The organism is Bradyrhizobium sp. USDA 4452 (assembly GCF_054063575.1).
Window position 1 is genome coordinate 4,998,789 of record NZ_JBSSGK010000001.1, and the last position, 25,495, is coordinate 5,024,283.

At 64.6% G+C, this 25,495-nt stretch carries 28 protein-coding genes; 17 read left to right on the forward strand and 11 right to left on the reverse strand.

Going from position 1 to position 25,495, the window contains the following annotated elements:
* Nucleotides 1–28 precede the first annotated feature (28 nt).
* Together ACVISU_RS23945 and ACVISU_RS23950 are read right to left on the reverse strand one after the other, a co-directional pair.
* A complete protein-coding gene (locus ACVISU_RS23945; protein ID WP_456708513.1) occupies nt 29–400 on the reverse strand; it encodes a hypothetical protein in 372 nt (123 codons plus the stop codon).
* A 214-nt stretch (nt 401–614) separates the two neighbouring features.
* Nucleotides 615–1,760 (reverse strand): alpha/beta fold hydrolase, encoded by a 1,146-nt coding sequence (locus ACVISU_RS23950; RefSeq protein WP_050403890.1) that lies wholly within the window; start codon nt 1,758–1,760, stop codon nt 615–617.
* 102 nt (nt 1,761–1,862) lie between these two features.
* Here ACVISU_RS23950 and ACVISU_RS23955 point away from each other — a divergent pair, with 102 nt between their 5' ends.
* Complete coding sequence (locus tag ACVISU_RS23955) at nt 1,863–2,369, forward strand: hypothetical protein (RefSeq protein ID WP_456708514.1); 507 nt, start codon at nt 1,863–1,865, stop codon at nt 2,367–2,369.
* Between the two features lie 58 nt (nt 2,370–2,427).
* Here the strand turns inward: ACVISU_RS23955 and ACVISU_RS23960 are convergent, their stop codons facing one another.
* Together ACVISU_RS23960 and ACVISU_RS23965 are read right to left on the reverse strand one after the other, a co-directional pair.
* Nucleotides 2,428–3,972, reverse strand: a complete 1,545-nt coding sequence (locus ACVISU_RS23960) for an acyl-CoA synthetase (protein WP_456708515.1) — start codon at nt 3,970–3,972, stop codon at nt 2,428–2,430.
* A gap of 196 nt (nt 3,973–4,168) precedes the next feature.
* On the reverse strand, nt 4,169–5,341 hold the full coding sequence (locus ACVISU_RS23965; RefSeq protein WP_456708516.1) for an acetyl-CoA C-acetyltransferase: 1,173 nt from the start codon (nt 5,339–5,341) through the stop codon (nt 4,169–4,171).
* A 111-nt stretch (nt 5,342–5,452) separates the two neighbouring features.
* Here ACVISU_RS23965 and ACVISU_RS23970 point away from each other — a divergent pair, with 111 nt between their 5' ends.
* The 9 genes from ACVISU_RS23970 (at nt 5,453) to ACVISU_RS24010 (ending at nt 14,824) form a co-directional block, all read left to right on the forward strand.
* On the forward strand, nt 5,453–6,181 hold the full coding sequence (locus tag ACVISU_RS23970; protein ID WP_050403894.1) for a TetR family transcriptional regulator: 729 nt from the start codon (nt 5,453–5,455) through the stop codon (nt 6,179–6,181).
* A 45-nt stretch (nt 6,182–6,226) separates the two neighbouring features.
* Nucleotides 6,227–6,985 (forward strand): SDR family NAD(P)-dependent oxidoreductase, encoded by a 759-nt coding sequence (locus tag ACVISU_RS23975; RefSeq protein ID WP_456708517.1) that lies wholly within the window; start codon nt 6,227–6,229, stop codon nt 6,983–6,985.
* A gap of 173 nt (nt 6,986–7,158) precedes the next feature.
* Nucleotides 7,159–7,965 carry an enoyl-CoA hydratase/isomerase family protein gene (locus tag ACVISU_RS23980; protein WP_050403896.1) on the forward strand — a complete coding sequence of 269 codons (807 nt, stop codon included), beginning with the start codon at nt 7,159–7,161 and terminating at the stop codon, nt 7,963–7,965.
* Between the two features lie 41 nt (nt 7,966–8,006).
* Nucleotides 8,007–9,872, forward strand: coding sequence for an AMP-binding protein (locus ACVISU_RS23985; protein WP_456708518.1), 1,866 nt, complete (start codon nt 8,007–8,009; stop codon nt 9,870–9,872).
* 97 nt (nt 9,873–9,969) lie between these two features.
* On the forward strand, nt 9,970–11,097 hold the full coding sequence (locus tag ACVISU_RS23990; RefSeq protein ID WP_456708519.1) for an acyl-CoA dehydrogenase family protein: 1,128 nt from the start codon (nt 9,970–9,972) through the stop codon (nt 11,095–11,097).
* Between the two features lie 12 nt (nt 11,098–11,109).
* The gene (locus ACVISU_RS23995; protein ID WP_456708520.1) at nt 11,110–12,357 is read left to right on the forward strand and encodes an acyl-CoA dehydrogenase; all 1,248 of its coding nucleotides are present in this window, start codon (nt 11,110–11,112) and stop codon (nt 12,355–12,357) included.
* 28 nt (nt 12,358–12,385) lie between these two features.
* Nucleotides 12,386–13,630 (forward strand): acyl-CoA dehydrogenase, encoded by a 1,245-nt coding sequence (locus ACVISU_RS24000; protein ID WP_456708521.1) that lies wholly within the window; start codon nt 12,386–12,388, stop codon nt 13,628–13,630.
* A 2-nt stretch (nt 13,631–13,632) separates the two neighbouring features.
* Complete coding sequence (locus tag ACVISU_RS24005) at nt 13,633–14,343, forward strand: nitroreductase (protein ID WP_050403899.1); 711 nt, start codon at nt 13,633–13,635, stop codon at nt 14,341–14,343.
* A 70-nt stretch (nt 14,344–14,413) separates the two neighbouring features.
* Entirely contained in the window at nt 14,414–14,824 is a 411-nt protein-coding gene (locus ACVISU_RS24010) for a hypothetical protein (protein WP_050403900.1), read from the forward strand.
* On the opposite strand, the gene ACVISU_RS24015 is transcribed toward ACVISU_RS24010, so the two are convergent.
* Nucleotides 14,821–15,816 (reverse strand): helix-turn-helix transcriptional regulator, encoded by a 996-nt coding sequence (locus ACVISU_RS24015; RefSeq protein ID WP_456708522.1) that lies wholly within the window; start codon nt 15,814–15,816, stop codon nt 14,821–14,823. The two genes, ACVISU_RS24010 and ACVISU_RS24015, sit on opposite strands and share 4 nt — an antisense overlap.
* Before the next feature lie 84 nt (nt 15,817–15,900).
* On the opposite strand from ACVISU_RS24015, the gene ACVISU_RS24020 reads away from it, so the two are divergent.
* Together ACVISU_RS24020 and ACVISU_RS24025 are read left to right on the forward strand one after the other, a co-directional pair.
* Complete coding sequence (locus ACVISU_RS24020; RefSeq protein WP_456708523.1) at nt 15,901–16,554, forward strand: glutathione S-transferase family protein; 654 nt, start codon at nt 15,901–15,903, stop codon at nt 16,552–16,554.
* 14 nt (nt 16,555–16,568) lie between these two features.
* Complete coding sequence (locus tag ACVISU_RS24025) at nt 16,569–17,003, forward strand: DUF6157 family protein (protein WP_050403903.1); 435 nt, start codon at nt 16,569–16,571, stop codon at nt 17,001–17,003.
* Between the two features lie 215 nt (nt 17,004–17,218).
* On the opposite strand, the gene ACVISU_RS24030 is transcribed toward ACVISU_RS24025, so the two are convergent.
* A complete protein-coding gene (locus ACVISU_RS24030; protein ID WP_050403943.1) occupies nt 17,219–18,004 on the reverse strand; it encodes an enoyl-CoA hydratase/isomerase family protein in 786 nt (261 codons plus the stop codon).
* Between the two features lie 11 nt (nt 18,005–18,015).
* Nucleotides 18,016–19,128: a cyclic nucleotide-gated ion channel gene (locus ACVISU_RS24035; protein WP_456708524.1), complete on the reverse strand. Its 1,113-nt coding sequence runs from the start codon at nt 19,126–19,128 to the stop codon at nt 18,016–18,018.
* Nucleotides 19,129–19,444: 316 nt separating this feature from the next.
* Here ACVISU_RS24035 and ACVISU_RS24040 point away from each other — a divergent pair, with 316 nt between their 5' ends.
* Nucleotides 19,445–20,116: a Crp/Fnr family transcriptional regulator gene (locus ACVISU_RS24040; RefSeq protein WP_456708525.1), complete on the forward strand. Its 672-nt coding sequence runs from the start codon at nt 19,445–19,447 to the stop codon at nt 20,114–20,116.
* Nucleotides 20,117–20,145: 29 nt separating this feature from the next.
* A complete protein-coding gene (locus ACVISU_RS24045; RefSeq protein ID WP_456708526.1) occupies nt 20,146–21,027 on the forward strand; it encodes a DUF6537 domain-containing protein in 882 nt (293 codons plus the stop codon).
* 125 nt (nt 21,028–21,152) lie between these two features.
* Here the strand turns inward: ACVISU_RS24045 and ACVISU_RS24050 are convergent, their stop codons facing one another.
* From ACVISU_RS24050 to ACVISU_RS24060, 3 genes are read right to left on the reverse strand one after another with little or no spacing between them, the layout of a single operon-like run.
* On the reverse strand, nt 21,153–21,374 hold the full coding sequence (locus tag ACVISU_RS24050; RefSeq protein ID WP_456708527.1) for a hypothetical protein: 222 nt from the start codon (nt 21,372–21,374) through the stop codon (nt 21,153–21,155).
* 47 nt (nt 21,375–21,421) lie between these two features.
* Nucleotides 21,422–21,637, reverse strand: coding sequence for a hypothetical protein (locus tag ACVISU_RS24055; RefSeq protein ID WP_456708528.1), 216 nt, complete (start codon nt 21,635–21,637; stop codon nt 21,422–21,424).
* 44 nt (nt 21,638–21,681) lie between these two features.
* A complete protein-coding gene (locus ACVISU_RS24060; RefSeq protein ID WP_456708529.1) occupies nt 21,682–21,873 on the reverse strand; it encodes a hypothetical protein in 192 nt (63 codons plus the stop codon).
* A gap of 232 nt (nt 21,874–22,105) precedes the next feature.
* On the opposite strand from ACVISU_RS24060, the gene ACVISU_RS24065 reads away from it, so the two are divergent.
* From ACVISU_RS24065 to ACVISU_RS24075, 3 genes are all read left to right on the forward strand, one after another.
* Nucleotides 22,106–22,312, forward strand: a complete 207-nt coding sequence (locus ACVISU_RS24065) for a hypothetical protein (protein WP_050403910.1) — start codon at nt 22,106–22,108, stop codon at nt 22,310–22,312.
* Between the two features lie 91 nt (nt 22,313–22,403).
* Nucleotides 22,404–22,766, forward strand: a complete 363-nt coding sequence (locus tag ACVISU_RS24070; RefSeq protein WP_456708530.1) for a PRC-barrel domain-containing protein — start codon at nt 22,404–22,406, stop codon at nt 22,764–22,766.
* A 190-nt stretch (nt 22,767–22,956) separates the two neighbouring features.
* Nucleotides 22,957–23,718 carry a Crp/Fnr family transcriptional regulator gene (locus ACVISU_RS24075; protein ID WP_050403944.1) on the forward strand — a complete coding sequence of 254 codons (762 nt, stop codon included), beginning with the start codon at nt 22,957–22,959 and terminating at the stop codon, nt 23,716–23,718.
* Between the two features lie 152 nt (nt 23,719–23,870).
* On the opposite strand, the gene ACVISU_RS24080 is transcribed toward ACVISU_RS24075, so the two are convergent.
* Nucleotides 23,871–25,283, reverse strand: coding sequence for a TAXI family TRAP transporter solute-binding subunit (locus ACVISU_RS24080; RefSeq protein ID WP_456708531.1), 1,413 nt, complete (start codon nt 25,281–25,283; stop codon nt 23,871–23,873).
* Nucleotides 25,284–25,495 lie beyond the last annotated feature (212 nt).

The following is a 25,495-nucleotide window of genomic DNA, read 5'->3' on the forward strand; positions in this document are numbered from 1 at the left end:
CGTTGTCGCATCACCAAAGTGCCATCGCTCAGTAATCGCGACGGTAGAAGCTGTGATGATGATGATGGTGGTGATGATGATGGTGGTAGCGCCGATAGCGCGGCACCACGATGACCGGGCGATCGTAGTAGCCGCGGCGATAGTAGCCGTGATGATGGTGGTGGTGGTGGTGATGATGGTAGTAGTACTGTGCGAGCTGCACGTTCTCTCGGACCGGGGCGGGCGCAGCCTCGTCGAGCGCCTGCAGCTTTGCGGAGGCGTCCGAGATCGGCTCCAGCAGGTCCGCATATGAGTTCGCCTGCAGGACGTCGGCCGGGTTAGGCCCAGGCGCAGCTTCGGCGGCACCAACCGCGCCGAACGCGGCCACCGCTCCCAGAAGTCCAGCGATTTTCCTATCCATCTTTGCTCTCTCCTCAAAAAGTCGCCGGACCGACCGCCGGTTTCTAGCAACGCCAATCATTGCCTAATGTTTCGTGAACCGCGCATTAACGCCCTGTGAGGGGATCGCGGCGGCAGACATCCGCATCTGACGCGGGACGGATGCCGGTTCGTGCGAGGAAAGCCTGCCGAAACAAGGATCTGGAGCGACTGATTCGATCAGAACCGAAGCGGCTCTACCTTGCACGCGCGAGGAACTGAAGCAGCAGCCGGCTCACTTCGTCCGGCTGCTCCTGCTGCACCCAGTGACCGGCGCCGTCGACCAGATGGCAGCCGATCATTTTGGTACAGGCCTTGGTCTGCATCGTCTCGAACACGCCGGGCCGCTGATAGGTGCCCCAATCCTGCTTGCCCGAGATGAACGCGGACGGCTGGTCGATCGTGCGGCCGCTCCAGGTCTGCAGTTCCGCGGTGAACGCGCCCGATGTGCCGCAGCGGTACCATTGCAGCCCGCCCTGGAATCCCGTGCGCTGATACTCGGCGCTGTAATAGGCGAGGTCGCGGTCCGGCAGCCAGCTGTTGGCGGCGATCACTTCGCGCGACGGCATCTCCTCGGCGACCGTCGCGGCCATATCCTTGGCGAGATCCATCACATAATAGGTCGGCAGCTTTGCGAGTTCGCCAGCCGACCAGGATTGCAGCTGATACGGCTTGTTGTCCTTCCAGTCGGCGCTCTTGTGATGGTAGTAGGCGCGCAGGAAATCGTGCACGCCTTGCGGTGCGCGATGCATGTCGTCGTTGGCCTGATACGTCGAATAGTACCATTGATAATGCTTGCGCGGGCGCGGCAGTGCCGCCAGCTCGCGATGCACCGGGTCTTCGCCCGCGGGCTTGCCCGGTTCATTGGCGGTGTTGAACGGCAGCGACGGCGGTCCAGCGAATGGTGCGCTCATCATCACGACCGCGCGGAACACATCGGGGCGGATCAGCGCGCACCACGCCGCGACCGACGAGCCGAAATCGTGCCCGATCACGGCATCGACATGCCGGTAGCCGAACGCCGCGACCAGCCCGAGCGCATCGCGCACGAGATTGGGCAGGCGGAACGACGCGAGCTCGCCGTCATATTCCGCGCTCCAGCCTGACGTGCGGCCGTAGCCGCGCTGGTCCGGCGCGATCACGTGATAGCCGGCCGCGGCGAGCTTCGGCATCACCTTGCGCCAGGAAAACGCCAGCTCCGGAAAGCCGTGCAGTAGCAACAGGCAGGGGCGGCCTGACGTTTCGAAGCCCGCCTCGAGCACATGCATGGTGAGGCCGTTGATCCCGTCGACATAACGCGAGCGGATGGTGGAGGGGAGCGGGACGTCGGGGAGCGTTTCCATCTGGGATCACCTGTTGGGCATCGCCGCAGAAGCAGCGCATTTTGCTGTATGCTGGCGGCCATTGATTCACGATAGCAACTTTGCCGACGGGATGCATACCGCATGCGCCACACGAGGATTGCAGAGCTGCCCGGCTGGAAGTCGCGTTTCGGCGTGATGATCGTGGCCGCTGGCCTGGTGCTGACGTGCGCGGCCCGTGCGGCCGACATCAAGCAGCTCACCGAGAAATTGCCGCGCGCCTATATCGGTGAATTCCTGTGGGATGGCGACAGCACGGTGCAGAACGTCGTCATCACCTTCGACAAGGTCAAGGCGCTGAACGAGCAGAACGCGGAAGCCCGCGGCTGCGGTTCGTACGAGGCCGGCCGCCACATGACCAAGATCGACGTGCAGATGTTCATCCGGCTGTCCGATCTCGAAGTCGAGATCTTCGAACGCTCGCCCGACGGCGACGCAGCGTTCGAAACCGACGGCAGCCATCGCGGCAAGCTGTCGGAGGATTTTCAGCAGATCGACGCGCAGTGGACCTCCACCGAATCAGGCAAGCATGGCCAACTGCATCTGCGTGCCTCGGCAAAGGTGGCGTGCGAACCGGCGCAGGACTTGTAGCGCTGCATAACGCCGCAAGCGTTGTCCATCCTCCCCCTCCAGTGGAAGACAGGACGAATCACACTTTCCCGGTTGCCTTCGGCCAATACCGGTCGCGCAGATGGCGCTTCACCAGTTTGCCGGTCGGCGTGCGCGGCAGCTCCGTCTCGAAGTCGATGCTCTTCGGGCATTTGATCGGCGACAGATGCTGGCGACAGAAGGCGATCAGCTCGGCCTCGAGCTCCTTGCCGGCCTTGGCGATGTCGTGCGGCTGCACCACGGCCTTGACCTCTTCGCCCATCTCCTCGTTCGGCACGCCGAACACCGCGACGTCGGAGACCGCCGGATGCGTGATCAGCACGTCCTCGGTCTCCTGCGGATAGATGTTTACGCCGCCCGAGATGATCATGTAGCTCTTGCGGTCGGTGAGATACAGGAAGCCCTCCTCGTCGAGGTAGCCGACGTCGCCGAGCGTCGACCAGCCCCTGGCGTTGTAGGCCTTCTTCGTCTTCTCGGGATCGTTGTGATAGGAGAAAACGGGCGCGTCGGCGAAATAGACCTGGCCGATCTGCCCCGTCGGCGCCTCCTCGTCGTTCTCGTCGAGAATCTTGACCTTGCCGACCACGGCGCGCCCGACCGTGCCGCGATGGGTCAGCCATTGCTGCGAGGTCGAGACCGTGACGCCGTTGCCTTCCGAGCCGGCGTAATACTCGATCAGGATCGGCCCCCACCATTCGATCATCTTGGCCTTGACGTCGACCGGGCAGGGTGCCGCGGCGTGGATCGCACCTTTCAGCGATGACACCTTGTAGCGGGCGCGGACCTCTTCGGGCAGCTTCAGCATGCGCACGAACATCGTCGGCACCAGCTGCGACTGCGTCACCTTGTGCTTCTCGACTTGCCTCAGGAATTCCTCGGCGTCGAAATGCTCCATGATGACGGAGGTGCCCCCGAGCACGGTCGCCATCATGTTGAAGCGCAAGGGAGCCGCGTGATAGAGCGGCGCCGGCGACAGATAAATCGAGTCGGCATTCATGCCGCACATGTCTGCGGTGAGAATCCGCAGGAACGGGTTCGGCACGTCGATCCGGTTGCCCTCGAACTCCTTCTTGATGCCCTTTGGCCGGCCGGTGGTGCCGGAGGAATACAGCATGTCGTAGCCGGCGACCTCGTCGGCGATCGGCGTGGTCGGCTGCGCGCCGGCCTCCTTGTCGTAGGAGCGGAAGCCCGGGGCCGGCTCGTCCATCATGTAGAACAGCGGTTCGCCGGGTTCGCCCTTGATCAGGCCCTTCACCTTGTCGGCGCACTGCGGCGTGGTGATGAACACCTTCGCGCCGCAATCCCTGATGATGTAGGCGATCTCCTCCTCGGTCAGGTAGCGGCTGATCGCCGTGTAATACAGCCCCGAGCGCTGCGCGGCCCAGCAGATCTCCATGAAGGCGAGCCGGTTTTCCATCAGCAGCGCGATGTGGTCGCCGGGCTTCAGTCCGAGCGAGCGGAACAGATGCGCGCCCTGGTTCGAGAGCTCGTCGAGCTCGCGATAGGTGATCGCCTTGCCGGACCCCGCCATCTGGTAGGCGATCTTGTCGGGCGTATTGCGTGCGTGGATCGACGGATGGGTCAAAGACGTTTCCTCAAACAAGGTGGTGGTCCCGGCGAAAGCCCGGACCCAACCACCGATCTTTTTTGTTGAAATGAGCTGTGCTTCGGCTCGCCATAACCACATCGACCTGTGGTTATGGGTCCCGGCTCAAGGCCGGGACGACACCTTTTGTATGGAGACTCTTGCGGCCTCTCAACGCTTCTAGAGGTCGGCGCTCTTACAGCCGCTCGACGATCGTCACGTTGGCCATGCCGCCGCCTTCGCACATGGTCTGCAGGCCGTAGCGCTTGTTGCGCTGCTTCAGCGCAGGCAGCAGCGTCGTCATCAGCTTGGTGCCGCTGCCGCCGAGCGGATGGCCGAGCGCGATCGCGCCGCCATTGACGTTGAGCCGGGCCGGATCGGCACCGGTGGTCTTCAGCCACGCGGTCGGCACCGAGGCGAAGGCCTCGTTGACCTCGAACAGGTCGATGTCGTCGATTGTCATGCCGGCCTTCTGCAGCGCACGCTGGGTTGCCGGCAGCGGCGCTTCCAGCATGATCACGGGATCGCCGCCCATCATGGTGAGGTGATGGATGCGCGCCATCGGCTTCGCGCCGAGCGCCTTCAGGCCCTTCTCGTTGACGACCATCACGCCGGAGGCGCCGTCGCAGATCTGGCTGGCGCTGGCCGCGGTCAGCTTGCCGTTCTCGGCGATCAGCTTGACGCCCTTGATGCCGTCGAGGCTGACGTCGAAGCGGATGCCTTCGTCGATGTGGTGGGTGTCGGTCGAGCCGTCGGCACGGGTGATCGTCACCGGCACGATCTCGTCCTTGAAGTGGCCGGCTTGCGTCGCCGCGATCGCGCGCTGATGGCTGTTGTAGGAGTATTCGTCGAGTTCATCCTTCGACAGGCCGTACTTCTCGGCCATCATTTCCGCGCCGGTGAACTGGCTGAACACGATGTTGGGATATTTCGCCTCGATGCCCGGGCTCTTGTAGTGGCCGAAGCCGTTCTTGGCCGGCAGCGAGGAGGCGAGGCCCATCGGCACGCGGGTCATCGATTCCACGCCGGCGGCGATCACGCAGTCCATGGTGCCGCTCATCACGGCCTGCGCCGCGAAGTGCAGCGCCTGCTGCGAGGAGCCGCATTGGCGGTCGATCGAGGTCGCGGGCACGCTCTCCGGCAGCTTTGAGGCCATCACGGCGTTGCGCGCGATGTTGGTTGATTGCTCGCCGGTCTGCATCACGCAGCCCATGATCACGTCCTCGACCTGCGCCGGGTCCGCGCCCGATCGTTCGACCAGCGCATCGAGCACGGTGGCGGCCAGATCGGCCGGATGCCAGCCGGCGAGACGCCCTCCCTTGCGGCCGCCGGCAGTGCGGGCGGCGGCAACGATATATGCCTCGGCCATGTCTGATCTCCCTGATGTTTCTGGATTGGGCGGTTTTGAAGTTGGCCCGGATTTAAGGGGCGGCTCCGCATTTAGTCAATCAATCAATTAACTCTTGAGTGCAGCCCCGCCATGGGCTTATGTGCGGCCTCGATTTACCGTCGAGCCCAGAACCCAAGCGGGACCAGAGCGCAGTTGAATACCAGCGTACCGACGAAACTTCCGGCCGGCAAAAATGCCACCGCCGACAAGCTATTGGTCGCAGCCAGCGAGCTGATGATCGAGCGCGCCTCGATCGAGGTCTCGCTGTCCGACATCGCGCAGAAGTCGGGCGTCAACGCCGCGCTGGTGAAATATCATTTCGGCAACAAGGACGGGCTGTTGCTGGCGCTGCTCGCGCGCGACGCCGCCACCGAGATCTCGCAGCTCGAATATCTCATCAGCCAGCCGATCACGCCGTCGGCGAAACTGCGCCTGCATATCGGCGGCATCATTCGCGCCTATCACCAATTCCCCTACATGAACCGGCTGATTCATTATCTCCTGCACGAGAGCTCGACTGCCGCCGCGAACGAGGTGTCGAAATTCTTCGTTGCGCCGCTGCTGGATTTCCACCGCCGCCTGCTGGCCGAGGGCATCAAGGCCGGGGAATTCCGCAAGATCGATCCGGTGCTGTTCTACACCAGCCTGATCGGCGCCTGCGATCACCTGTTCTTCGGCCGCCACGCGATGTCGCGCGCGGTCGGTGTCGGTCCGGTCACCGACGAGGTCTGCCGCGAATACATCAAGCACATGGAAGCCTTGATCTTCGGCGGCGTGCTCAATCCCGATAAGGAAACGGCAGCGGCCGCTGCCGGATAACAAGTTCAAGTCTAGAGAAGAAACGCCCAAGGAAAGGTTGTTCCCATGCAGTTGAAAGACGTTGCCGTTCTCATCACCGGCGGTGGCTCCGGCCTCGGTGCCGCAACCGCGCGCGCCATGGCCGCCAAGGGCGCCAAGATCGGCGTGATCGACCAGAACAAGGAAAACGCCGAGAAGGTCGCCGCCGAAGTGAAGGGCGTTGCCCTGCATGCCGACGTCACCGACGAGGAAGCGATCAAGGCGGCGATCGCCAAGGCCGAGGCCGCGCACGGCATCGCGCGCGTGCTGATGAACTGCGCCGGCATCGGCGGCTCGCAGCGCATCGTCGGCAAGGACGGCGTCTATCCGCTGGCGAAGTTCGTCCGCATCATCAACGTCAATCTGATCGGCACCTTCAACGTGCTGCGTCTGTTCGCCGAGCGCCTGGCGACCGAAGCCCCGATCGGCGAGGAGCGCGGCGTCGCGATCAACACCGCGTCGGTTGCGGCCTATGAAGGCCAGATCGGTCAGATCGCATATTCCGCCTCGAAGGGCGGCGTCGTCGGTCTCACGCTGCCGGCCGCGCGTGACCTCGCCAGCCTGAAGATCCGCGTCAACACCATCGCACCCGGCCTGTTCCTGACGCCGCTGCTGATGGGGCTCAGCGAGGAGGCCCGCAAGAGCCTGGGCGCCCAGGTGCCGCATCCGGCCCGCCTCGGCGATGCCTCGGAGTACGGCAACCTCGCGGTCCACATCGTCGAGAACCCGATGCTCAACGGCGAAACCATCCGCCTCGACGGCGCCATCCGCATGGCTCCGCGCTAGTACCTTCTCCCCTTGTGGGAGAAGGTGGCGCGCAGCGCCGGATGAGGGGTTTCTCTCCGCGGAGACAGACCCCTCACCCACGCGAACACGCTGCACCCACGCGCATGCCCTCTCCCACAAGGGGAGAGGGCGCATCAATTGCCGCCGCATTTGCAGATGCAGGAGTGTAACGCGTGTCTCAACCGCTGCTGATCGAACATCATGACGGGGTCGATTGGATCACGCTCAATCGTCCCGAAAGCCTCAACGCGCTCGATCCCTCGCTGATCGATGCGCTCAATGTCTATTTTCAGGGCCTGCAGCGCAATCGCGACACCCGCGTCGTGGTGCTGAAGGGCGCCGGCGCTAATTTCTGCGCCGGGCTCGACCTCAAGCATGCGATGGCGCGCCGCGGCGGCCAGGCTGAACCGCCCGGCGTCACCGAGTCGCTGGATTCGCAGCGCCGCATTGCCGACATCGTGATGCTGATGCGGCGCGCTCCGCAGCCGATCATCGCGCTGGTGCAGGGTGCGGCCGCCGGCGGCGGCTTTGCGCTGGCGCTCGCCGCCGACATCCGCATCGCGGCGACAAACGCGCGGATGAACTGCGCCTTCATCAAGCTCGGTCTCGGCGGCTGCGACATCGGCACCAGTTACTTCCTGCCGCGCCTCGTCGGCGTGTCGGTCGCCTCAGAATTGATCCTCACCGGGCGCTTCATCAACGCCGATCGCGCGCTTGCCGTCGGCCTTGTGTCCGAAGTGGTCGAGGCCGCCGATCTCGATACCGCTGCCAATCCCTACGTCGACGCGATGATGACGGCCTCGCCGGTCGGCCTCCGCCTCTCGAAGGAATGCATCAACATGAGCGTCGATGCCGGCTCGATCGAGGCCGTGATTGCGATGGAGGATCGCAACCAGGTGCTGTGCAGTCGCTCGGAAGATTTCCAGGAGGGCATCAGGGCCTTTCTCGAGAAACGAAAGCCTGTCTATATCAGGCGCTGAGAACAGATCCTCAAAAGGACAAGAATTCCGGGAGACGCAAAATGGATGGAGACGCGGCGATGCTGACGAAGCCTGCCTTTCGCAAAGTCGATTGGCTCGCACGCGACATCGCGGTCGACCGGCGCGCCGACGGTACCGTCGTCCTGAAGTCGCGGATCCCGCTGCAGGCCTACGAGACGCATATCCCGGCCTATCTCGCCAAATGGGCGGCGCATGCGCCGGAGCGCATCTGGCTCGCGCAACGCGGCGGTCCCGACCGGCAGTGGCGCAAGGTGTCCTATGGCGAAGCCAAGCGCACCGTCGATGCGCTAACGCAAGGTCTGCTCAATCTCCGTATTGCGGACGGCCGACCCGTCGCGATCCTGTCAGGCAATTCGATCGAGCACGCGCTGATGACGCAAGCCGCAATGCAGGCGCGGCTGCCGGCGGCGCCGGTATCGCCGGCCTATTCGCTGATGAGCCAGGATCACCTCAAGCTCAAATACCTCTTCAACCTGATCAAGCCGGCCGTCGTGATGGTGCAGGACGGACCTGCCTTCGAGAAGGCCCTGAAGGCGATCGATCTCACCGGCATCACGGTGGTCCATGTCCTGCGTCCCTGCGAGGGCATCGAGAGCGTGGCCTTCGCCGAGCTCGCGGCGACGAAGGTGACCGCCGATGTCGCCGCGTCGATCGCGAAGATCACGTCCGACACCGTCGGCAAGCTGCTGTTCACCTCGGGCTCGACCGGCATGCCCAAGGCCGTCATCAACACCCAGCAGATGATGTGCGCCAACGCCGCGATGATGATGCAGGTGCGGCCGCGGGAAACAGCCGGCCCGATCCCGACCGTGCTCGACTGGATGCCCTGGAATCACACCATGGGTGGCAACGCCGCGTTCAACCCGGTGCTGGTCGATGGCGGCACGCTCTATATCGACGACGGCCGGCCGATGCCGGGCCAGTTCGAGGAGACCATCAGGAACCTGCGCGAGGTGTCGCCGACCTATTACGCCAACGTGCCGGCCGGCTATGCGGCGCTCGCGGCCGCGATGGAGAAGGACGAGGCGCTGTGCGCGAGCTTCTTCAAGAACCTCTCGATCATGGCTTATGGCGGCGCCCGGCTGCCCGACGATCTCTATGACCGAATGCAGGCGCTGGCGGTGAAGACCACCGGCGAGCGCATCGTGTTCTACACCGGCTGGGGCTCGACCGAGACCGCACCGACCTCGACCGGAACCTATTGGGACACCGAGCGCGTCGGCCTGATCGGCCTGCCGTTCCCCGGTGTCGAGCTGAAGATGGTGCCGTGCGGTTCGAAATACGAATTGCGGCTGCGCGGCGTCAACGTCACGCCGGGCTATTTCGGCCAGCCGGACCTCACGGCCAAGATGTTCGACGAGGAAGGCTTCTACTGCATCGGCGATGCCGGTGTGTTCGTCGATCCCGAAGATCCGCTGCAGGGCATCATCTTCGCCGGCCGCGTGGTCGAGGACTTCAAGTTGACCACGGGCACGTTCGTTCACGTCGGCTCGCTGCGCACCGATGCGATATCAGCCGCGACGCCGGTCGTGCATGACGCGCTGGTTGCGGGGCAGGATCGCGAGTTCATCGGCCTGTTGTGCTGGCCGAACCTGCATGCCTGCCGCCAGCTCGTCGGCAATGCCGATGCGAGCTACGAGGAGGTGATCCGGCACCCGGCCGTGATCGCCTGCGTCGAAAAAGGCTTGCAGGCCCACAACGCGTCCACCACCGGCAGCAGCATGCGGATCGCACGCGCGATGCTGATGGTCGAGCCGCCGTCGATCGACGGCAACGAGCTCACCGACAAGGGCTACATCAACCAGCGCGCCGGCCTCGAACGCCGCGCCGCCCTGGTCGAGAAATTGTACGCCGACAAGCCCTGCGACGAGGTGATCGTGCTGTGATGGCCGGACTGTTTCCACTCGTCATTCCGGGCTCGCGCTTCGCGCGCCGCGGAAATGACGGCCAATTGAAACGACAAGAACCCAGAAGGTAAGCGCCATGAATTTCGATTTCTCGGACGAACAGAAGCAGATGCGCGACGAGGCGCGGAAATTCCTCAGCGAACAGTGCCCGCCGAAGGCCGCGCGCGAGGTGCTCGACGGCAAGGCGCCCTACGACAAGGCGCTGTGGAAGGGCCTTGCCGAGATGGGCTTCCTCGGCATCGCGATCCCGGAACAGTTCGGCGGCGCCGGTGCCGGCCATCTCGAGCTCTGCGTGATCGCCGAGGAAATGGGCCGCGCGCTGGCGCCGGTGCCGTTCTCCTCGACCGTTTATCTCGCCGCCGAAGCGCTGCTGATCGCGGGCAGCGATGCGCAGAAGCAGAAGTGGCTGCCGAAGATCGCCTCCGGCGATGCCATCGGCACGCTGGCGCTGTTCGAGGGCAAGGGCAATCCGTCGCCGAAAGCAGTCAAGCTCACGGCTAATGGAGGCGTGCTCAACGGCGTCAAGAAGCCGGTCGCGGATGGCGCGATCGCCGATTTCGCGGTGGTCGCCGCGCGCACCGGTTCGAGCGGACGCGAGTCCGATATCTCCCTGTTCATCGTCGATCTCAAGGCCTCGGGCGTCGAGGTCAAGTCGCTGACCAATATCGATCTCACCCGCGGCCAGGCCGAGATCACCTTCAAGGATACGAAGGCCGAGCCGCTCGGCGCCGCCGGCGAGGGCTGGAGCGTGATCACCCAGGTGCTGGATCGCGCCGCCGTGCTGATGGCATTCGAGCAGGTCGGCGGCGCCGACCGCGCGCTGGAGATGGGCCGCGACTATGCGCTTGATCGTATTGCCTTTGGCCGTCCGATCGGCTCGTTCCAGGCGGTCAAGCACATGCTGGCCGACATGTATGTCTCGGCGACGCTGGCTCGCTCGAATTGCTACTATGGCGCCTGGGCGCTCTCGACCAATGCCGGCGAGTTGCCGGAAGCGGCAGCTGCCGCGCGCATCAGCGCGACGCAGGCGTTCCAGCACTGCGCCAAGAACAACATCCAGGTCCATGGCGGCATGGGCTTCACCTGGGAGTTCGACTGCCACATGTACTACCGCCGCGCCAATGCGGTCGCGCTCGGCCTCGGCAGCCTGTCCTATTGGGAAGATGCCCTGATCGATCGCATGCGCAAGAAGAACGCGGCGTAAGCGGGGACCGTCATGAATTTCGACGACACCCCGCAGGAGGCCGCATTCCGCGCCGAGGCGAAAGCCTGGATCGCGGCCAATGCGCCGAAGCAATATGAGGACGAACTGCGCAAGGCTTCGCTCGGCCGCGTTGCGCTCAAGGGCGCCAATATCCTCGAAGTGGCAAAAGCCTGGCAGAAGAAGAAGGCCGATGCCGGCTGGGCCTGCCTGCACTGGCCGAAGGAGTATGGCGGCCGCGGCGCCTCGCCGATCGAGCGCGTGATCTGGCAGCAGGAGGAGGGCCCGTTCGGCCGCCTCAGCTCGATGTTCATCATCGGCCACGGCATGTGCGGCCCGACCATGATGGCGTTCGCCGGCGAGGAGCAGAAGCGCAAATACCTGCCGCCGCTCGCCTCCGGCGAGAAGATCTGGTGCCAGCTGTTCTCCGAGCCGGCCGGCGGCTCCGACGTTGCCGGCCTGCGCACCCGCGCCGAGAAGCAAGGCGACGAATGGGTGATCAACGGCCAGAAGATCTGGACCTCGGGTGCGCATTATTCCGATTACGGTATCCTGCTCACCCGCACGGATCCGACGGTCGCCAAGCACAAGGGCCTCACCATGTTCTTCCTGGACATGAAGAGCCCGGGCGTCGAGGTCAGGCCGATCAAGCAGGCCAGCGGGGCCTCCGACTTCAACGAGGTCTATTTCACCGACGTGCGCATCCCGGACGCGCAGCGGCTCGGCAACGTCAATGACGGCTGGAACGTGTCGCTCACCACGCTGATGAACGAGCGGATGTCGATCGGCGCCGGCGTCGCAACCGGTTTCCCCGAATTGTTCGATTTCTGCAACAGCCTGATGCTGGAGGATGGCCCCGCGATCGAGAACCGCGCGGTGCGCTCGAAGCTCGCGAGCTGGGCGGTGAAGGCGAGCGGGCTGAAATACACCAGCATGCGCGCGATCTCCGCGCTGTCCCGCGGTGAACGCCCGGGTCCGGAGAACTCGATCGGCAAGCTGGTCGCCGGTTCGATGATCCAGGACGTCGCGACCTACGCGCTCGATCTGCAGGGCGCCGCGGGCACCTTGAGCGGACCCGAGGATGCCGAAGCCGCCGGCAAATTCCAGGCGATGCTGCTGCGCGCGCCGGGCACCCGCGTCGAAGGCGGCACCGACGAGATCATGCGCAACATCATCGCCGAGCGCGTGCTGGGCCTGCCCGGCGACATCCGGGTCGACAAGGACGTTCCCTTCAACAAGATCCCGACCAAGGGCCGCGCCTGAGCGCGCGAAAAATCCAAAGAGGTTCGCCATGAATTTCGATGACACGCCGCAGGAAGCCGAATTCCGCAAGATCGCGCGCGACTGGATTGCCGCCAGCGCGCCGAAGGAATTCGAGGAGGAGTTGTCAAAATCCTCGCTCGGCCGCATCCGGCTTGCCAAGCACGACATGGTCGAGGTCGGCAAGGCGTGGCAGAAGAAGAAGGCGGAGGGCGGCTGGGCCTGCCTGCACTGGCCGAAGGAATATGGCGGCCGCGGCGCCACCCCGATCGAGCGCGTGATCTGGCAGCAGGAGGAGGGCGTCTACGGCAAGCTGACCCAGCCGTTCCAGATCGGCGAGGGCATGTGCGGACCGACCGTGATGGCCTGGGGCTCTGAGGAAGCCAAGCGCCGCTATCTGCCGAAGCTCGCCTCCGGCGAGGAGATCTGGTGCCAGCTGTTCTCCGAGCCGTCGGCAGGCTCGGACGTCGCAGGGCTTCGCACCCGCGCCGAGAAGAAGGGCGACAACTGGGTCATCAACGGCCAGAAGATCTGGACCTCAGGCGCGCATTATTCCGACTACGGCCTGTTGATCGCGCGCACCGATCCGAATGTGCCGAAGCACAAGGGCCTCACGATGTTCTTCCTCGACATGAAGAGCCCCGGCGTCGAGGTCAGGCCGATCAAGCAGGCCAACGGCATGCAGGAGTTCAACGAGGTCTATTTCACCGACGTCGTGATTCCGGACAGCCAGCGGCTGGGTGCGGTCGGCGAGGGCTGGAGCGTGTCGCTGACCACGCTGATGAACGAGCGCATGTCGATCGGCGCGCGGCTTGCCACCGGCGTGCCCGAGATGTTCGAGTTCTGCTCTAACCTGATGCTGGAAGATGGTCTTGCGATCGACGATCCGGCGGTGCGCTCGAAGCTTGCGAGCTGGGCGGTGAAGGCGAGCGGGCTGAAATACACCAGCTACCGCGCCATCTCGGCGCTGTCGAAGGGCGAGCGGCCCGGTCCGGAAAATTCCATCGGCAAGCTCGTCTCCGGCCTGATGCTGCAGGACATCGCGACCTATGCGATGGACCTCGAGGGCGCCGCAGGCAGCCTCACCGGCACCGACGAGGAGCAGGCCAACGGCCAGTTCCAGCAGATGCTCTTGTCGTCACCCTCGATGCGCATCGCCGGCGGCACCGACGAGATCCTGCGCAACATCATTGCCGAGCGCGTGCTTGGCCTGCCGGGCGATATCCGCGTCGACAAGGACGTGCCCTACAACAAGATCCCGACCAAGGGCCGCTGAGCATGGATGCCACCACCAAGCCGCGTTATGCGTCCGAAGATCGCATCGGCGCGCTCGAGGAGCTGCTCAACGAGCGCTACTCGGTACGCGCGTTCCAGCCGCGCGAGGTGCCGCGCGACGTCATCGAGCACATTCTCACCACCGCGCAGCGCACCGCGTCCTGGTGCAACAGTCAGCCCTGGCAGGTCCTGATCGTGTCCGGTGAGGCCAAGGAGCGGTTTCGCAAGGCGATCTATGCCGAGGCGTCGCGCGGCCTCGGCGAGGACTACGACTTCACGCCGCCGCGCGAATATGTCGGGGTCTATCTGGAGCGCCGTCGCGAAAGCGGCTTCCAGCTCTACAACACGCTCGGCATCGCGCGCGGCGACAGGGCGGCCTACGCAAAACAGGCGCTGGAGAATTACAATTTCTTCGGCGCGCCGCACATTGCCGTGATCCACACCAACGAGCCGCTCGGCATCTATGGCGCGATCGATTGCGGCGGCTATGTCTCGAACTTCATGCTGGCCGCGCAGGCGCTCGGGCTCGGCACCATTCCGCAGGCGGCGATCGCGCGCCATTCCGGCCTGATCCGCCGTCATTTCAACCTGGCCGACGATCGCCGGGTTGTCTGCGGTATCTCGTTCGGCTATGCGGATCATGCGCACAAGGTGAACAGCTACCGCACGTCGCGCGCAACTGTGGCGGATACTGTCACATTTGTAGATGTATAGTTTCCTCAAGGCGGGACGTCACGTTCTCGCCGAGGACAAGAAGACGCGATAAAGAACCACAAGAACAACAATGGCGAATAACGCCTCCCTGACGCCGGCGGAGATCAGCTGGCAACTGCACCGTCTGCCTGCGCTTGAGCGCGACGCGTTCATCGCTGCGCATTACCTCGGACAGCCTGTTGCCTGGAAGACCCGATTCTTCGACGCGATCGACTGGGGCGCGGGCTCCGTGCTGCAATTCAGCTTTCTGCAACGCGGTTGGCACCGCCATTCGCGGCTCGACAACCCGATCTATGCCTATATCGACATCGAGCAACATCCGGAAACACGCGGCCTGCGCCGCGGCCGGCGGATCGATCTCGAAGGCACGATCAAGGGCATCGACTTCGTGACCGGGATTACCCTGACGCTGAACAAGTTTGAAATCCTGCCGATCAATTTCCTCGACCGCTTCGTGATCAGCTCCGACAGCCGCTATTAGCGGCGGGCCGCGCGGCGCGCCGGGGTGTCCGCATAGCGCGCGGCCATCGCGCCCGCCAGCTCGGCCATCTTCGCGCGCAGCTCTTGCGGCGCGATCACTTCGGCCTCGGCGCCGAGCCGCAATAGCTCGCTCGCCGCATGCCACACTGTTTTGCCGACCGGCATGGTGGCGACGCGCCAGCCATCGGGCTCGACGCTGTCAGCAAGCCGCATCCGCGCCTTCACGTAAGGATGCGCCAGCGCATCAAACAGCTGCAGCCCGAGCGGCGACAGCCGCACCGTGGCCTCGTTCGGATGCAGCTCGGCCTCGAGCCGCTCGATCGAGGCGCGCCAATAAGTGGCGAGCTCGAACTCCGCCGGCCGCGTGAACGGCGTCTCCAGCGCGGTGCAATCCAGCACCCGCGCGACGCGGTAGGTGCGCACATTGCCGTCGACGAGGCCGGCGAGATACCAGCTGCCGCCCTTCAGCACGAGGCCGAGCGGCGCCACGCGCCGCCGCTTCTCGGCCTTCCAGCTCTGGTAGCGGATATCGATCAGGGTCTCGCGCAGCACCGAGGCTGCAATCGCGCGCAGGTGCTTCGGCTCCTCGGTCTCGCCGAACCAACCCGGCGCGTCGAGATGGAAGCGCTGCTGCATGCCCCGCGCGTTGGGGCGCAGATTCTCCGGCAGCGCCGCCATCAGCTTGGTCTGCGCCGCCGCCATCGCGGCATCGAGGCCGAGCGCGGCGGCAGGGCCGGGCAGGCCGGCCATGAACAGCGCCTCGGCCTCGCCCTGCGACAGCCCGTTCAGCCGCACCCGGTAGCCGTCGAGCAGGCGGTAGCCGCCCTCGGCGCCGCGGTCGGCGTAGACGGGAACGCCGGCAGCAGCCAGCGCATCGATGTCGCGATCGATCGTACGCACCGAGACCTCGCAGGCCTTGGCCAGCTCGGGCGCGGTGACTTGCCCTCGCGCCTGCAGGGTGGTGAGGATGGAAAACAGCCGGCTCGCGCGCATCGCGTAATCATACCTGACACAGGATGTCAGGTATAGGCGAACATAAGAAGGCCATGCGCCCTGACGGCGCAAGGAGACCTGCTCATGACCACCGCTGCCACCACCGACCGCCTCACGCTGTATTACTCGCCGCAGAGCCGCGCCACCGGCACCCGCGTGCTGCTGGAGGAACTCGGCGCACCCTACGATCTGCACGTCCTCAATTTGAAGGCGGCCGAGCAGCGCAAGGACGCCTATCTCGCCATCAATCCGCTCGGCAAGGTGCCGGCGATCCGCCATCGCGGCGGGCTGGTGACCGAACAGGTCGCGATCTTCATCTATCTCGCCGATCTGTTCCCGCAGGCCGGCCTCACCCCCGCGCTGGACGACCCGCGCCGCGGCCCGTATCTGCGCTGGATCGCCTACTACGGCTCCTCGTTCGAGCCGGCCGTGATCGACCATTTCATGAAGCGCGAACCGGCGCCGGTCACTCAGTCGCCCTATGCCGATTACGACACCATGCTGGGTGCGCTCGAGGCGCAGCTCGCGACGGGGCCCTATCTCTTCGGTGAACAGATCACGGCGGCGGACATCCTCTGGGGCATCGCGCTCTCCTGGACCATGATGTTCGGCATCGTGCCCAAGAGGGACGTGTTCGTCCGCTATGCCGAGCGCATCACCGCACGCCCGGCTTTCGTCCGGATCTCGAAGGCCGACGACGAGATGGCGGCGCAGCATGCGGCAGCCGCCGGAGTGTGATAGGGATCGTGCCGATGGCGAAAGCGCTGCACAGCACCAACTGCTTCAACACCCTGATCCGCGTCGCGGAGGACTGCCCTGCGCGGAGCGGCGAGGAGCCGCAGCCGCGCGGCGGCCGGCCGACGGTCGCCGTGCTGCAATTCCGGATGCTTGCGGGCGCGCCCTACAAATACACGTCCGACGACGTGGTGTTTGCGACGTCGTCAGCCGGCCGCGCGCTCGATGCCAAGGCCGGGAAGAAGGAACGCAGCCTTGCCCGCGAGACGTTCTTCTCGCGCGGACAGGCCTGCATGCGCGCCTCGCCGCTCGGAAAACGCTTTGGCTGGGGCGTCCACGCCGACGCCGAAGGCCGCATCGCGCTCTACGCCGTCGACAGCAAGCGCTACCAGGCGCTCGCCCGCGACCCGGAGATCGCGCAGACGCGCGCGATGCGGAGCAAGCGGGCGTGACGGCGTGGAAACGTCGCTTATGCCCCGGGGGGCGAGCGTGCGGCGGCAAGATTTCGGAATATTGGAAAATATCCGTGAGTTGCCCGACGTGTCAAGTGGCCTGGTCGAACGCTGGCCGCCGCCGGCTACTTTGCATGCGGTTGTTTTCGATATTTTGGCAACGCGCCTCCCCGGGGGTGCTCCTCCAGGGAGGGTGAAGGCGCATGCCGTGATCGTTAAAACCGCGGCGCGCGCTTCTCGGCGAAGGCCTTGATGCCTTCCCTGATCTCGTCGCCGCGCATGCTGTCGCGGTGGCGCTGGTCGGCGGCGGCCTCATCGAGCGCGCCGCGGGCGAATTCGTTGATGGCGCGCTTCATGCCGGCCATCGCCTTCGGCGCGTTGCCGGCCAGGATCGAGGCAAGCTTGTCGACCTCCTCGTCGAGCAGGTCGAGCGACACCATCGCGGTGAGGTAACCGATCCGCAGCATCTCCGGCGCCGTGATCTTCTGCGCGGTCAGGAACAGCATCTTGGCGTTGTCGACGCCGAGCCGCGTGACGTAGCGCTGGATGCCGCTTCTGTAATAATGCAGCCCGAGCCGCGCCGCCGGCATGAACATCTCCGCGGTATCGACGCCGATGCGGAAGTCGCAAGCGAGCGCCAGGTCGGTCGAGCCGCCATAGACGCCACCATTGAGCCGGCAGATCGTCGGCACGCAGAGATCCTCGAGCCGGTTGACCACGACCTCGAATGCCGAGCCCGCGCTCTGCTGTTCATCGGCACTCACCGCGCGCTCGGCCACCGAGTTGAGGTCGTAGCCGGCGGAGAACGCGCGTCCGGTTCCGGTCAGCACCAGCACGCGGATCGCAGGATCGGCCTCGATCCGGTCGAACAGCCTGACGAGCTCGCCGAGATCCTCGGCCTGCAGGCGGTTGAGATGCTTCGGCCGGTTGAGGCGGATCGTTGCGCGGGCGCCGGCGATTTCGAGCACGGGTCCGCTGGCGGTGTCGGCCGCGTCAGCCATCTTGGTCTCCATCATTGGTTCTCACGTTCGCGCCGCTTCGCCTCGGCGTCGATGGTCTCGGCGAGGTCGGGATGCCTTGCCATCAACAGGCGGAAATCGACGAGGTCAAGCACCAACAGCCGGGTCACCTTGCTGGTCGAGACGCTGGCGCCCCGCTTGGCGTTGCCGAGCAGCGCCATCTCGCCGAAGAACGCGCCTTCGCCGAGCTTTACCTTGCGTCCGGGCAGCTCGACCTCGACCTCGCCGGCGGCGACGAAATACATGCAGTCGCCATTGGTGTCCTTGCGGATGATCGTGGTGCGCGGCGGCAGGTCCATGGTCCGCAGCACCTGGGTGACGTCGGCGATCGCGGCCGGGCCGAGATGCGCGAAGAACGGCACCTTGCTGACGGTCTCCCAGGTTCTCAGGAAATTGTCGCGGCGGGTTTCCGCGGCAAAGCCGGTCGCCAGAATACCGGTCCACAGCCCGAACACGCCAAGGCCCGAGATCATCACCATGGCGGCGACGATGCGGCCGAGCGGGGTGATCGGCACCACGTCGCCATAGCCTGTCGTGGTCAGCGTCACCACCGCCCACCAAAGCGCCGCCGGCACGCTGCCGAAGGTCTGCGGCTGGACGTCCCGCTCCAGGAAGTATTCGGCGACCGAGGCCAGCAACACCACCATCAGGAAGATCACCAGCACGCTGAGCAGCGGGCCGGATTCGACGACGAGCACGCGCCGGAGCTGGCGCAGGCCGGGAATGCCCGGCACCACCTTGAGCACCCAGAGCACGCCGAGCAGCCATGCGGTCTTCGGCTCGATGCCGGCGAGCAGCGCCAGCGGCACCGCCAGCGCGCCGATCGCATCGACGATGCCGGCGCTGGACAGCGCGTAGAACCAGAACTTGCCCTGCCGCCGCATGTGGCGCAGCCGCACCAGCCATTCGAACACGAAATAGCCAAGGCAGGCCCATAGCAGCGCATCGACCCAGTGCGGGACCGCGTCATAGGCCGGCGCGACCGTCAGCAGCGTCATCATGGCGACACCGACACTGACCGCGACATAGGCCGCCGTGGTCATGTTGCGGCCAGCGGTGGCGGAAACGAAGCGCGTCAAGGCCGGAAGGACGAGCGGCTTGGACATCGGAACGGTGCTTGCCTGTCGCTGAACTGCTGGAATCGAGGCCCTGCGAACGGCAGAGCCTGTGCCACAACGTGCCTTCCCCGGTTGAGGCCGTCAACGCGCGGGCTGCGGCGGGATGGTCGCTCGGAAGTCCGACATGCTGGACGAATGGCCTAACCATGTTGGCCCGTTTTTGCGTCCGCGAATGTGAGAAATCAGACAAATCGTCGCTTTTTCACCGTATATCAGGGATGCTGGTCACCGATGCGACCTCGGCCGGAATGAAGCGACTAATAAGGCGATCTTGTTCACTTCTTGAGAAATTGGTTGGTTTCCGATGGATACCTCACATCTCGCGGAGCACGCCGGCGCCGCCGGCAGTTTCTTCGCATCGATCTTCGTGGTCGCCACGCTGTCGATGCGGACCATGATCCCGTTGCGCGTCTTCGCCATCCTGACCAACTTCATCCTGATCGCGACCGCCGTCCCGACCCATAATTACGCGACGCTGATCCTGCATGCCGTGCTGCTGCCGGTGAACACCTATCGGCTGCACCAGATGCTGCAACTGGTCCGCAGCGTGAAGAAATCGGTGAACAGCGATCTGTCGATGGATTGGCTGAGGCCGTTCACGACGGAGCGCAAATGCGCCGCGGGCGAAGTCCTGTTCTACAAGGACGAGAAGGCCGACAGCATGTTCTACATCGTCAGCGGCCGCTTCCGCCTGGTCGAATCCGGCATCGAGCTGCCGGTCGGCGCCCTGGTCGGCGAGTTCGGCATGCTGTCGCCGTCGAACACGCGCACCCAGACGCTGGAGTGCGTCGAAACCGGCATGGTGCTGTCGGTGACCTATGACCAGGTCGAGCAGCTCTACGTTCAGAACCCGGCGTTCGGCTTCTACCTCCTGCGTCTGTTCAGCGCCCGCCTGTTCGAGAATATCGCGACGCTCGAGCAGCGGCTCGCGCAGCACGCCACCCCACCACAGGTCGCGGAGCCCAAACCTGCATGAGTCCCGCGACGAGTTCTGGAGGCGCCGCAGTGCCGGATGACGACAGTCTGCTGGCTTCGCTTCGTTACCTGTTTGCCGATATCATCGGCGACGAGGACGAGGGTCCGCCGGTGCTGCCGGAAGCTTGCCCGGACCATCTCAGGCCGGCGGTCACCGACGCCATCCATCTCTTGATCGCCTATCAGAGCACGAGCTACGCGCAGCTCTATATCGACCGGCTCAAGCGCTTCGTCGGCCGCCGCGGCGTCGACGACGCCCTGCTTGCCGAGATCGCGCGGCTGATGGCGCAGCGCATGGCCTATGAGGACGCGATCCGCATCGCCCAGCTCAGGCTCGACGAAGTCGATGCGGCGGGCGGCCTTGCGGCGCGCTCGGCCGACGACGTCAAGAAGCTCCGCCTCGACGAGTTGATCGACGCCCTGCCGGAGATGGTCGCCGATCCGGTGCTTGCCGTGCTCGACCAGTTCGGCTGGCGCCGCCGCCGGGTCTCGATCCGCTTCAGCGCCAACACCCGCTTCAGCGTTCGTCGGCTCAGGATCGAGGCCGGCCTGAAGCGCTGGCGGCTGTTCTCGGGGCGTTACGCCAAGGAGCGTGTCTGGGTCGAGCGTTGGCTGCACATGATCGACCGCAGCCTGACCAAGCAGCCGAGCGCGGCCCCGGCGGTGGTGCAGACCGCGACCATGATCCAGGGCTACGGCGATCCCTATCGCCAGGGCATCGCGGACTGGCACGTGATCATCGATGGACTGGTCAAGCCGACCTTCGACGGCATGCTCGCGCTTCCCGATCTTGCCGCCGCCATCACCGAGGCCCGCGCCGCCATCATGCCTGATCCGCGCCAGGCATCGCTGAAACGCAAGATCGCAGAAATCCGCGCGCGCGTGCCGGCAAATCCGTCACCGTCATCCTGAGCTGCGAGCACTTGCGAGCCTCGAAAGATGCGCGGCCGACTGGTGGCCGTCGACCCTTCGAGACGCGCGGAGACGCGCTCCTCAGGGTGACGGGGCACGCCTGCGACGGTGGCTTTCCGCGAAGCCTACCGTTTGATGTGCGGCGGCTCGTCGTAGCCGCGGCGGCTGGAATAGAACAGCAGGCCCATCAGGCCGGCGCAGACCGTAGCCAAGAGCACAATTCCGATCGTGAACGTGACAATGCCGTGGGCCGGGACCGGGGCGTCCGGCATGACCAAGCCCTCATAAGCGTAGGCGCCGACGGCGACCAGAAGTGCGAGCAGGCCGATGCTGATTGCAATGCGCATAGGTATCTGCCTTTGCTGAAGGCCGAGAGCAAGGCAGGTTGCGCGGATTATCCCGCCGCGGCGCTGACCTTGGCCAACGCTTGCTGTCCGGCTTCGGTGAGCTCGGCGAGCGTCGTCCTGCCGCTCTTGGCGCATTTGATGATGTATCGGGCAACTCGCCTGCGGGTGTCATGTTCCTCGCCATGAAGGGCGCCGGCGCAGACATGGTCGAGCGCAAAGTTCATGGCCGCGAGCGTATGTGAATCAAAGCGTTCCTCGATCATCGCAGCTCTCTCCCGTCGCGGCCCACCTTTTTGGGGGCTCTCGGCTATTTGTTGGGCATCAGCCACTCGCTGACTTCTATCACGGTCTCGGTCTGTCTAGCTTTCTTCATCAGCGTTTCGCGTTCCCGTCCCGGCGGCAGCTTGCGTGCTGCAATGCGCGAATCCTCGGCGAATTTTTGCAGGCGGTCCTCGAAGGACCCGGAAGGCCGCGACCTGTTACGTTTCTTCTTGATCATGCCGCCTCCGCGCTGGAACCAGCAAATTCTAGGCATGTTCCCCGAATGCCGTCGTTAACCCATGACATCAGTCGAACGAAATCGTCGTCAGTAGCGCAGGAACGATCGTCGGCGTCATGCGTAACACTCACGTGTTTGCTGCCTTGCTCCCCGAAAGGCGGTGGACCACCACGGTGACGGGCCTCGGTGAATTTCATCGCCGGGGCCCGCATGTCTTTTGAGGAGATGGACAATGGCACATTCCAACCAGGGCATCGTGAAGGACGACAAGGGTCAGGAACAGCCGGCCGACAAGGAGCGCGCGCGGACCGCCCACAAGACGGACACCCGAAAGCCACCGGCGCGCGAAGCGACGCGTGATCCGAAGCTGACCGACCCCGACAGGACGCCAGGCTCAGGCATGACATCGGGCGATCGCGGCGATCCCCCGACAGGTTGACCAACGTTTCGCTGTGCACCACCGCGCGCAATGCGGCAGGAACGACGATCCCGCTCCTTCGTTGGCCCTGGGAGATCAATGGAGAATTGACATGGCGATGGACGAAAATGAACTCGGAAACCTGATCGGCAGTGACAAGGTCGAGGGCACCGCGGTTTATGGATCGGACGAGCGCAAGATCGGCTCGATCGAGCGCGTGATGATCGACAAGAAGAGCGGACGGGTATCCTACGCCGTGCTCGGATTCGGCGGCATCCTCGGTCTTGGCAATGACCATTATCCGCTGCCCTGGCAATCGCTCAAATATGACACGAGGCTCGGCGGTTACGTCACGGGCGTGACCGAGAGCCAACTGCGCAGCGCACCGAAATACGGCAGCGAGCGTGACTGGGATTGGGCCGATATCGGCACCACCCGCGCCGTGAATGATTACTACGGGGTGCCGTTCGTCTGAGCGGCGGCGAACCCCGGAGGGTATCGCGGTTGTCTTCGTAGCTGAGTTGCATGGCGCCTGAGGTCGTAGCCGTTACGTCTTCTGGCGTCTGTACACTAGTGAACATATGGCAATAGCTGTGCAATGTAACATACGTTATTGAAATCAGCCCGGCGGGGACCCGATTAAGTATGCGGGGAGACCTATGTCGTTGGCGTCGCTAGTCCGGAAATTGGAGCAGTTCGTACGGCTTTCGCCGGTTGATCACGCCATTCTCAATCGCGCGTCGACCGAGCGCATCCGGCATTTTGGTCCGCGCGTCGACATCGTCCGGGAAGGCGAGAAGCCGAGGGACGTTCACCTGATCCTGTCTGGCTGGGCCTACCGCTACAAGCAGCTCGAGGACGGCCGGCGCCAAGTGGTGTCGTTCTTTCTGCCCGGCGATATCTGCGACGTGAACGTCTTCATCCTGCGCGAGATGGATCACTCCATCGGCACCATCACCGCGGTGTCGGTCGCCGACCTCTCGCGCGAATTCTTCGACAGGGTCGCAGCCGAACATCCGCGCATCGTCACCGCGTTCTGGTGGGAAACCCTGGTCAATGCGGCGATCCAGCGCGAATGGACCATGAGCCTCGGCCAACGCACGGCGCTGGAGCGGATGGCCCATCTGCTCTGCGAGATCTGGCTCCGGCTGCGTCTCGCCGGCCTGATCCAGGGCGACAGCTGCGATTTCCCGCTGACCCAGGGCGATCTCGCCGACGCCACCGGGCTTTCCAAGGTCCACGTCAACCGGACCCTGCAGGAGCTGCGCGCCGACGGCCTGATCGTGCTCAAGGGCAAGACCCTGGCGGTCCCCAATCTCGACCGCCTGAAGCGGGCAGGGCTGTTCAATCCGAACTATTTGCATATGGATCACGAGGGACGGCAGCTGGATGCCGTTACGACGCCACCGGACGCTGCGGCGGGTTGACGGGACGCACGCGTGGCATGTCGCGGGAATGCGGCTCGATGTCTGACAGGTCGTTCAAAAACACGATGTCGTCCTGGCGGAAAGCCAGGACGACAGTGGTGTAGGTGACGCTTTCGTCAGGACGACAGTCGTGGATGCGAAGCAACCGCCTCTCACCCGTTCGCGGTCTTCACTACCACAAGGTTGTCATCGACTGCCGGCGGGTGGCGCTTGAGATGGTCGCGGCGCAGGGCGATCTCGTCGCGGACTAGTTCGTAGCCGAGCTTGAAGGTGTCGAGGCCGTCGCTGGAAACGGTGCCGTCGCGCAGACCGATTACCGCGCCGTGCAGGATCGCCTCGAGCTCGTCCTGCAATTCGTCGAGATGTTCGGCGCAGGTGGTGTGCTCGACACGCTCGCCGATGTCGAGGATCCGGCTCGCCAGTTCGCTGGCCTTCTCCGGCGCGACGCGGCTGATCTTGGTGTAAATCGCAGCGAAGATCGAGCCGATGATGCTGAGCGCGGCGGCGCCGAGATACATCACGTCGCTGTAGCGATCCATGAACGACTTGGTGTCGTCATTGATGTATTCGGCCGCGCCCTGATGGGCGACGATGAAGGCGTCCTTGTCGGTCGCCGCCGGCTCGATCCTGGAGGCGAATCCATCGTCGAGTGCGAGCTCGGACTTGTTCTCGTAGACGAGGCGCGCGAGCTCGGCCGCCGTCGTCGTCGACATCGAGGATTGCGCGACCAGCAGCCATTCCAGCCCGATGGTGTCGACGTCGTCGTCGGGGATCGCCGGCGAGGACGACAGCATGCCGGTCGAGACCGTCTCCTCCGAGATCGCCGGATATTTGCGCGCCAGCGCCTTGGCCTCGTCGATCGCGTTCAAGGTGAAGCCGCCGGAGCGCTTGGCATATTCCTCGTAGGTCTTGTCCTTGATGATCTTCGAGGCATGCTCGATCGCGACCACGGCGCCGAAGCCTGAGGCGAACAGCCTGTCGAGCGGTGTGTTGGGCGACGCCTGCTGTACCCGCTGCGCCGCATCCGGGCTGTCGGAAATCTCCAGCGCGCTGCGGACGAAATTGACGCTGTTCTCGCCGTCGCCGACGACCGCGATCTTCTTCCTCTTCAGTTCGGTCAGCGACTTGATTTTCTTGCCACCGGGGCTCAGCACCAGCACCACGTCATGCTCGAGGATCGCGATGGCGCGGGCGCGCGGCGGCACCCTCGCATCGGTGCGCAGGATCGCAAGCGTCGCGGCGCGGCGATCGAACTGCGCCAGCGCCTTGGCGTTGTCGGGGTTCGGCGCGATCTTCAGCCGCAGCCGCGACGAATTGTTCTTCAGCACGGTGGCGAGGCGGGCGGCGAACTTGGCCTCCGCTCCGTTGGCATCGCCGACCGCAAACACCAGCGTCTCCGAATTGTGCAGCCAGACCCGGCCGCCGATCACGGTGATCGCGCTCAAGAACAGCGTCAGCAGGTTGAAGATGACGATCTGCGCGCGATTGCTCTTGACGACCGGTTTGGCGACCGGAGGGTGTGGTCGCGGCGGCGTTGGCGAAGGCGCGGGGGCTTCGGCACTCATGGCTGATCACCCGTCCGGGACGACCCGCTGCCGCAACAGCGCGGCACTGCCCGGTGAATCTGTAAATGGCTCCAAAAGAAAGAAAATTTCCTGCGCTGCCGACGATATACCTCCCCGGCTGGAATGCAAACCGGCCGCCCGCCGTCACCTTTATCCCGACTGGCCTGCGCCGCGATGCCACATGACCATCGCCACTATCGACGTCCGAACCC

Coding starts and splice junctions, on each gene's coding strand:
- ACVISU_RS23945 (WP_456708513.1), bottom strand. CDS start 400: ATGGATAGGAAAATCGCTGGACTTCTGGGAGCGGTGGCCGCGTTCGGC.
- ACVISU_RS23950 (WP_050403890.1), bottom strand. CDS start 1,760: ATGGAAACGCTCCCCGACGTCCCGCTCCCCTCCACCATCCGCTCGCGT.
- ACVISU_RS23955 (WP_456708514.1), top strand. CDS start 1,863: ATGCGCCACACGAGGATTGCAGAGCTGCCCGGCTGGAAGTCGCGTTTC.
- ACVISU_RS23965 (WP_456708516.1), bottom strand. CDS start 5,341: ATGGCCGAGGCATATATCGTTGCCGCCGCCCGCACTGCCGGCGGCCGC.
- ACVISU_RS23970 (WP_050403894.1), top strand. CDS start 5,453: ATGGGCTTATGTGCGGCCTCGATTTACCGTCGAGCCCAGAACCCAAGC.
- ACVISU_RS23975 (WP_456708517.1), top strand. CDS start 6,227: ATGCAGTTGAAAGACGTTGCCGTTCTCATCACCGGCGGTGGCTCCGGC.
- ACVISU_RS23985 (WP_456708518.1), top strand. CDS start 8,007: ATGGATGGAGACGCGGCGATGCTGACGAAGCCTGCCTTTCGCAAAGTC.
- ACVISU_RS23990 (WP_456708519.1), top strand. CDS start 9,970: ATGAATTTCGATTTCTCGGACGAACAGAAGCAGATGCGCGACGAGGCG.
- ACVISU_RS23995 (WP_456708520.1), top strand. CDS start 11,110: ATGAATTTCGACGACACCCCGCAGGAGGCCGCATTCCGCGCCGAGGCG.
- ACVISU_RS24000 (WP_456708521.1), top strand. CDS start 12,386: ATGAATTTCGATGACACGCCGCAGGAAGCCGAATTCCGCAAGATCGCG.
- ACVISU_RS24005 (WP_050403899.1), top strand. CDS start 13,633: ATGGATGCCACCACCAAGCCGCGTTATGCGTCCGAAGATCGCATCGGC.
- ACVISU_RS24010 (WP_050403900.1), top strand. CDS start 14,414: ATGGCGAATAACGCCTCCCTGACGCCGGCGGAGATCAGCTGGCAACTG.
- ACVISU_RS24015 (WP_456708522.1), bottom strand. CDS start 15,816: ATGCGCGCGAGCCGGCTGTTTTCCATCCTCACCACCCTGCAGGCGCGA.
- ACVISU_RS24020 (WP_456708523.1), top strand. CDS start 15,901: ATGACCACCGCTGCCACCACCGACCGCCTCACGCTGTATTACTCGCCG.
- ACVISU_RS24025 (WP_050403903.1), top strand. CDS start 16,569: ATGGCGAAAGCGCTGCACAGCACCAACTGCTTCAACACCCTGATCCGC.
- ACVISU_RS24030 (WP_050403943.1), bottom strand. CDS start 18,004: ATGGCTGACGCGGCCGACACCGCCAGCGGACCCGTGCTCGAAATCGCC.
- ACVISU_RS24035 (WP_456708524.1), bottom strand. CDS start 19,128: ATGTCCAAGCCGCTCGTCCTTCCGGCCTTGACGCGCTTCGTTTCCGCC.
- ACVISU_RS24040 (WP_456708525.1), top strand. CDS start 19,445: ATGGATACCTCACATCTCGCGGAGCACGCCGGCGCCGCCGGCAGTTTC.
- ACVISU_RS24050 (WP_456708527.1), bottom strand. CDS start 21,374: ATGCGCATTGCAATCAGCATCGGCCTGCTCGCACTTCTGGTCGCCGTC.
- ACVISU_RS24055 (WP_456708528.1), bottom strand. CDS start 21,637: ATGATCGAGGAACGCTTTGATTCACATACGCTCGCGGCCATGAACTTT.
- ACVISU_RS24060 (WP_456708529.1), bottom strand. CDS start 21,873: ATGATCAAGAAGAAACGTAACAGGTCGCGGCCTTCCGGGTCCTTCGAG.
- ACVISU_RS24065 (WP_050403910.1), top strand. CDS start 22,106: ATGGCACATTCCAACCAGGGCATCGTGAAGGACGACAAGGGTCAGGAA.
- ACVISU_RS24070 (WP_456708530.1), top strand. CDS start 22,404: ATGGCGATGGACGAAAATGAACTCGGAAACCTGATCGGCAGTGACAAG.
- ACVISU_RS24080 (WP_456708531.1), bottom strand. CDS start 25,283: ATGAGTGCCGAAGCCCCCGCGCCTTCGCCAACGCCGCCGCGACCACAC.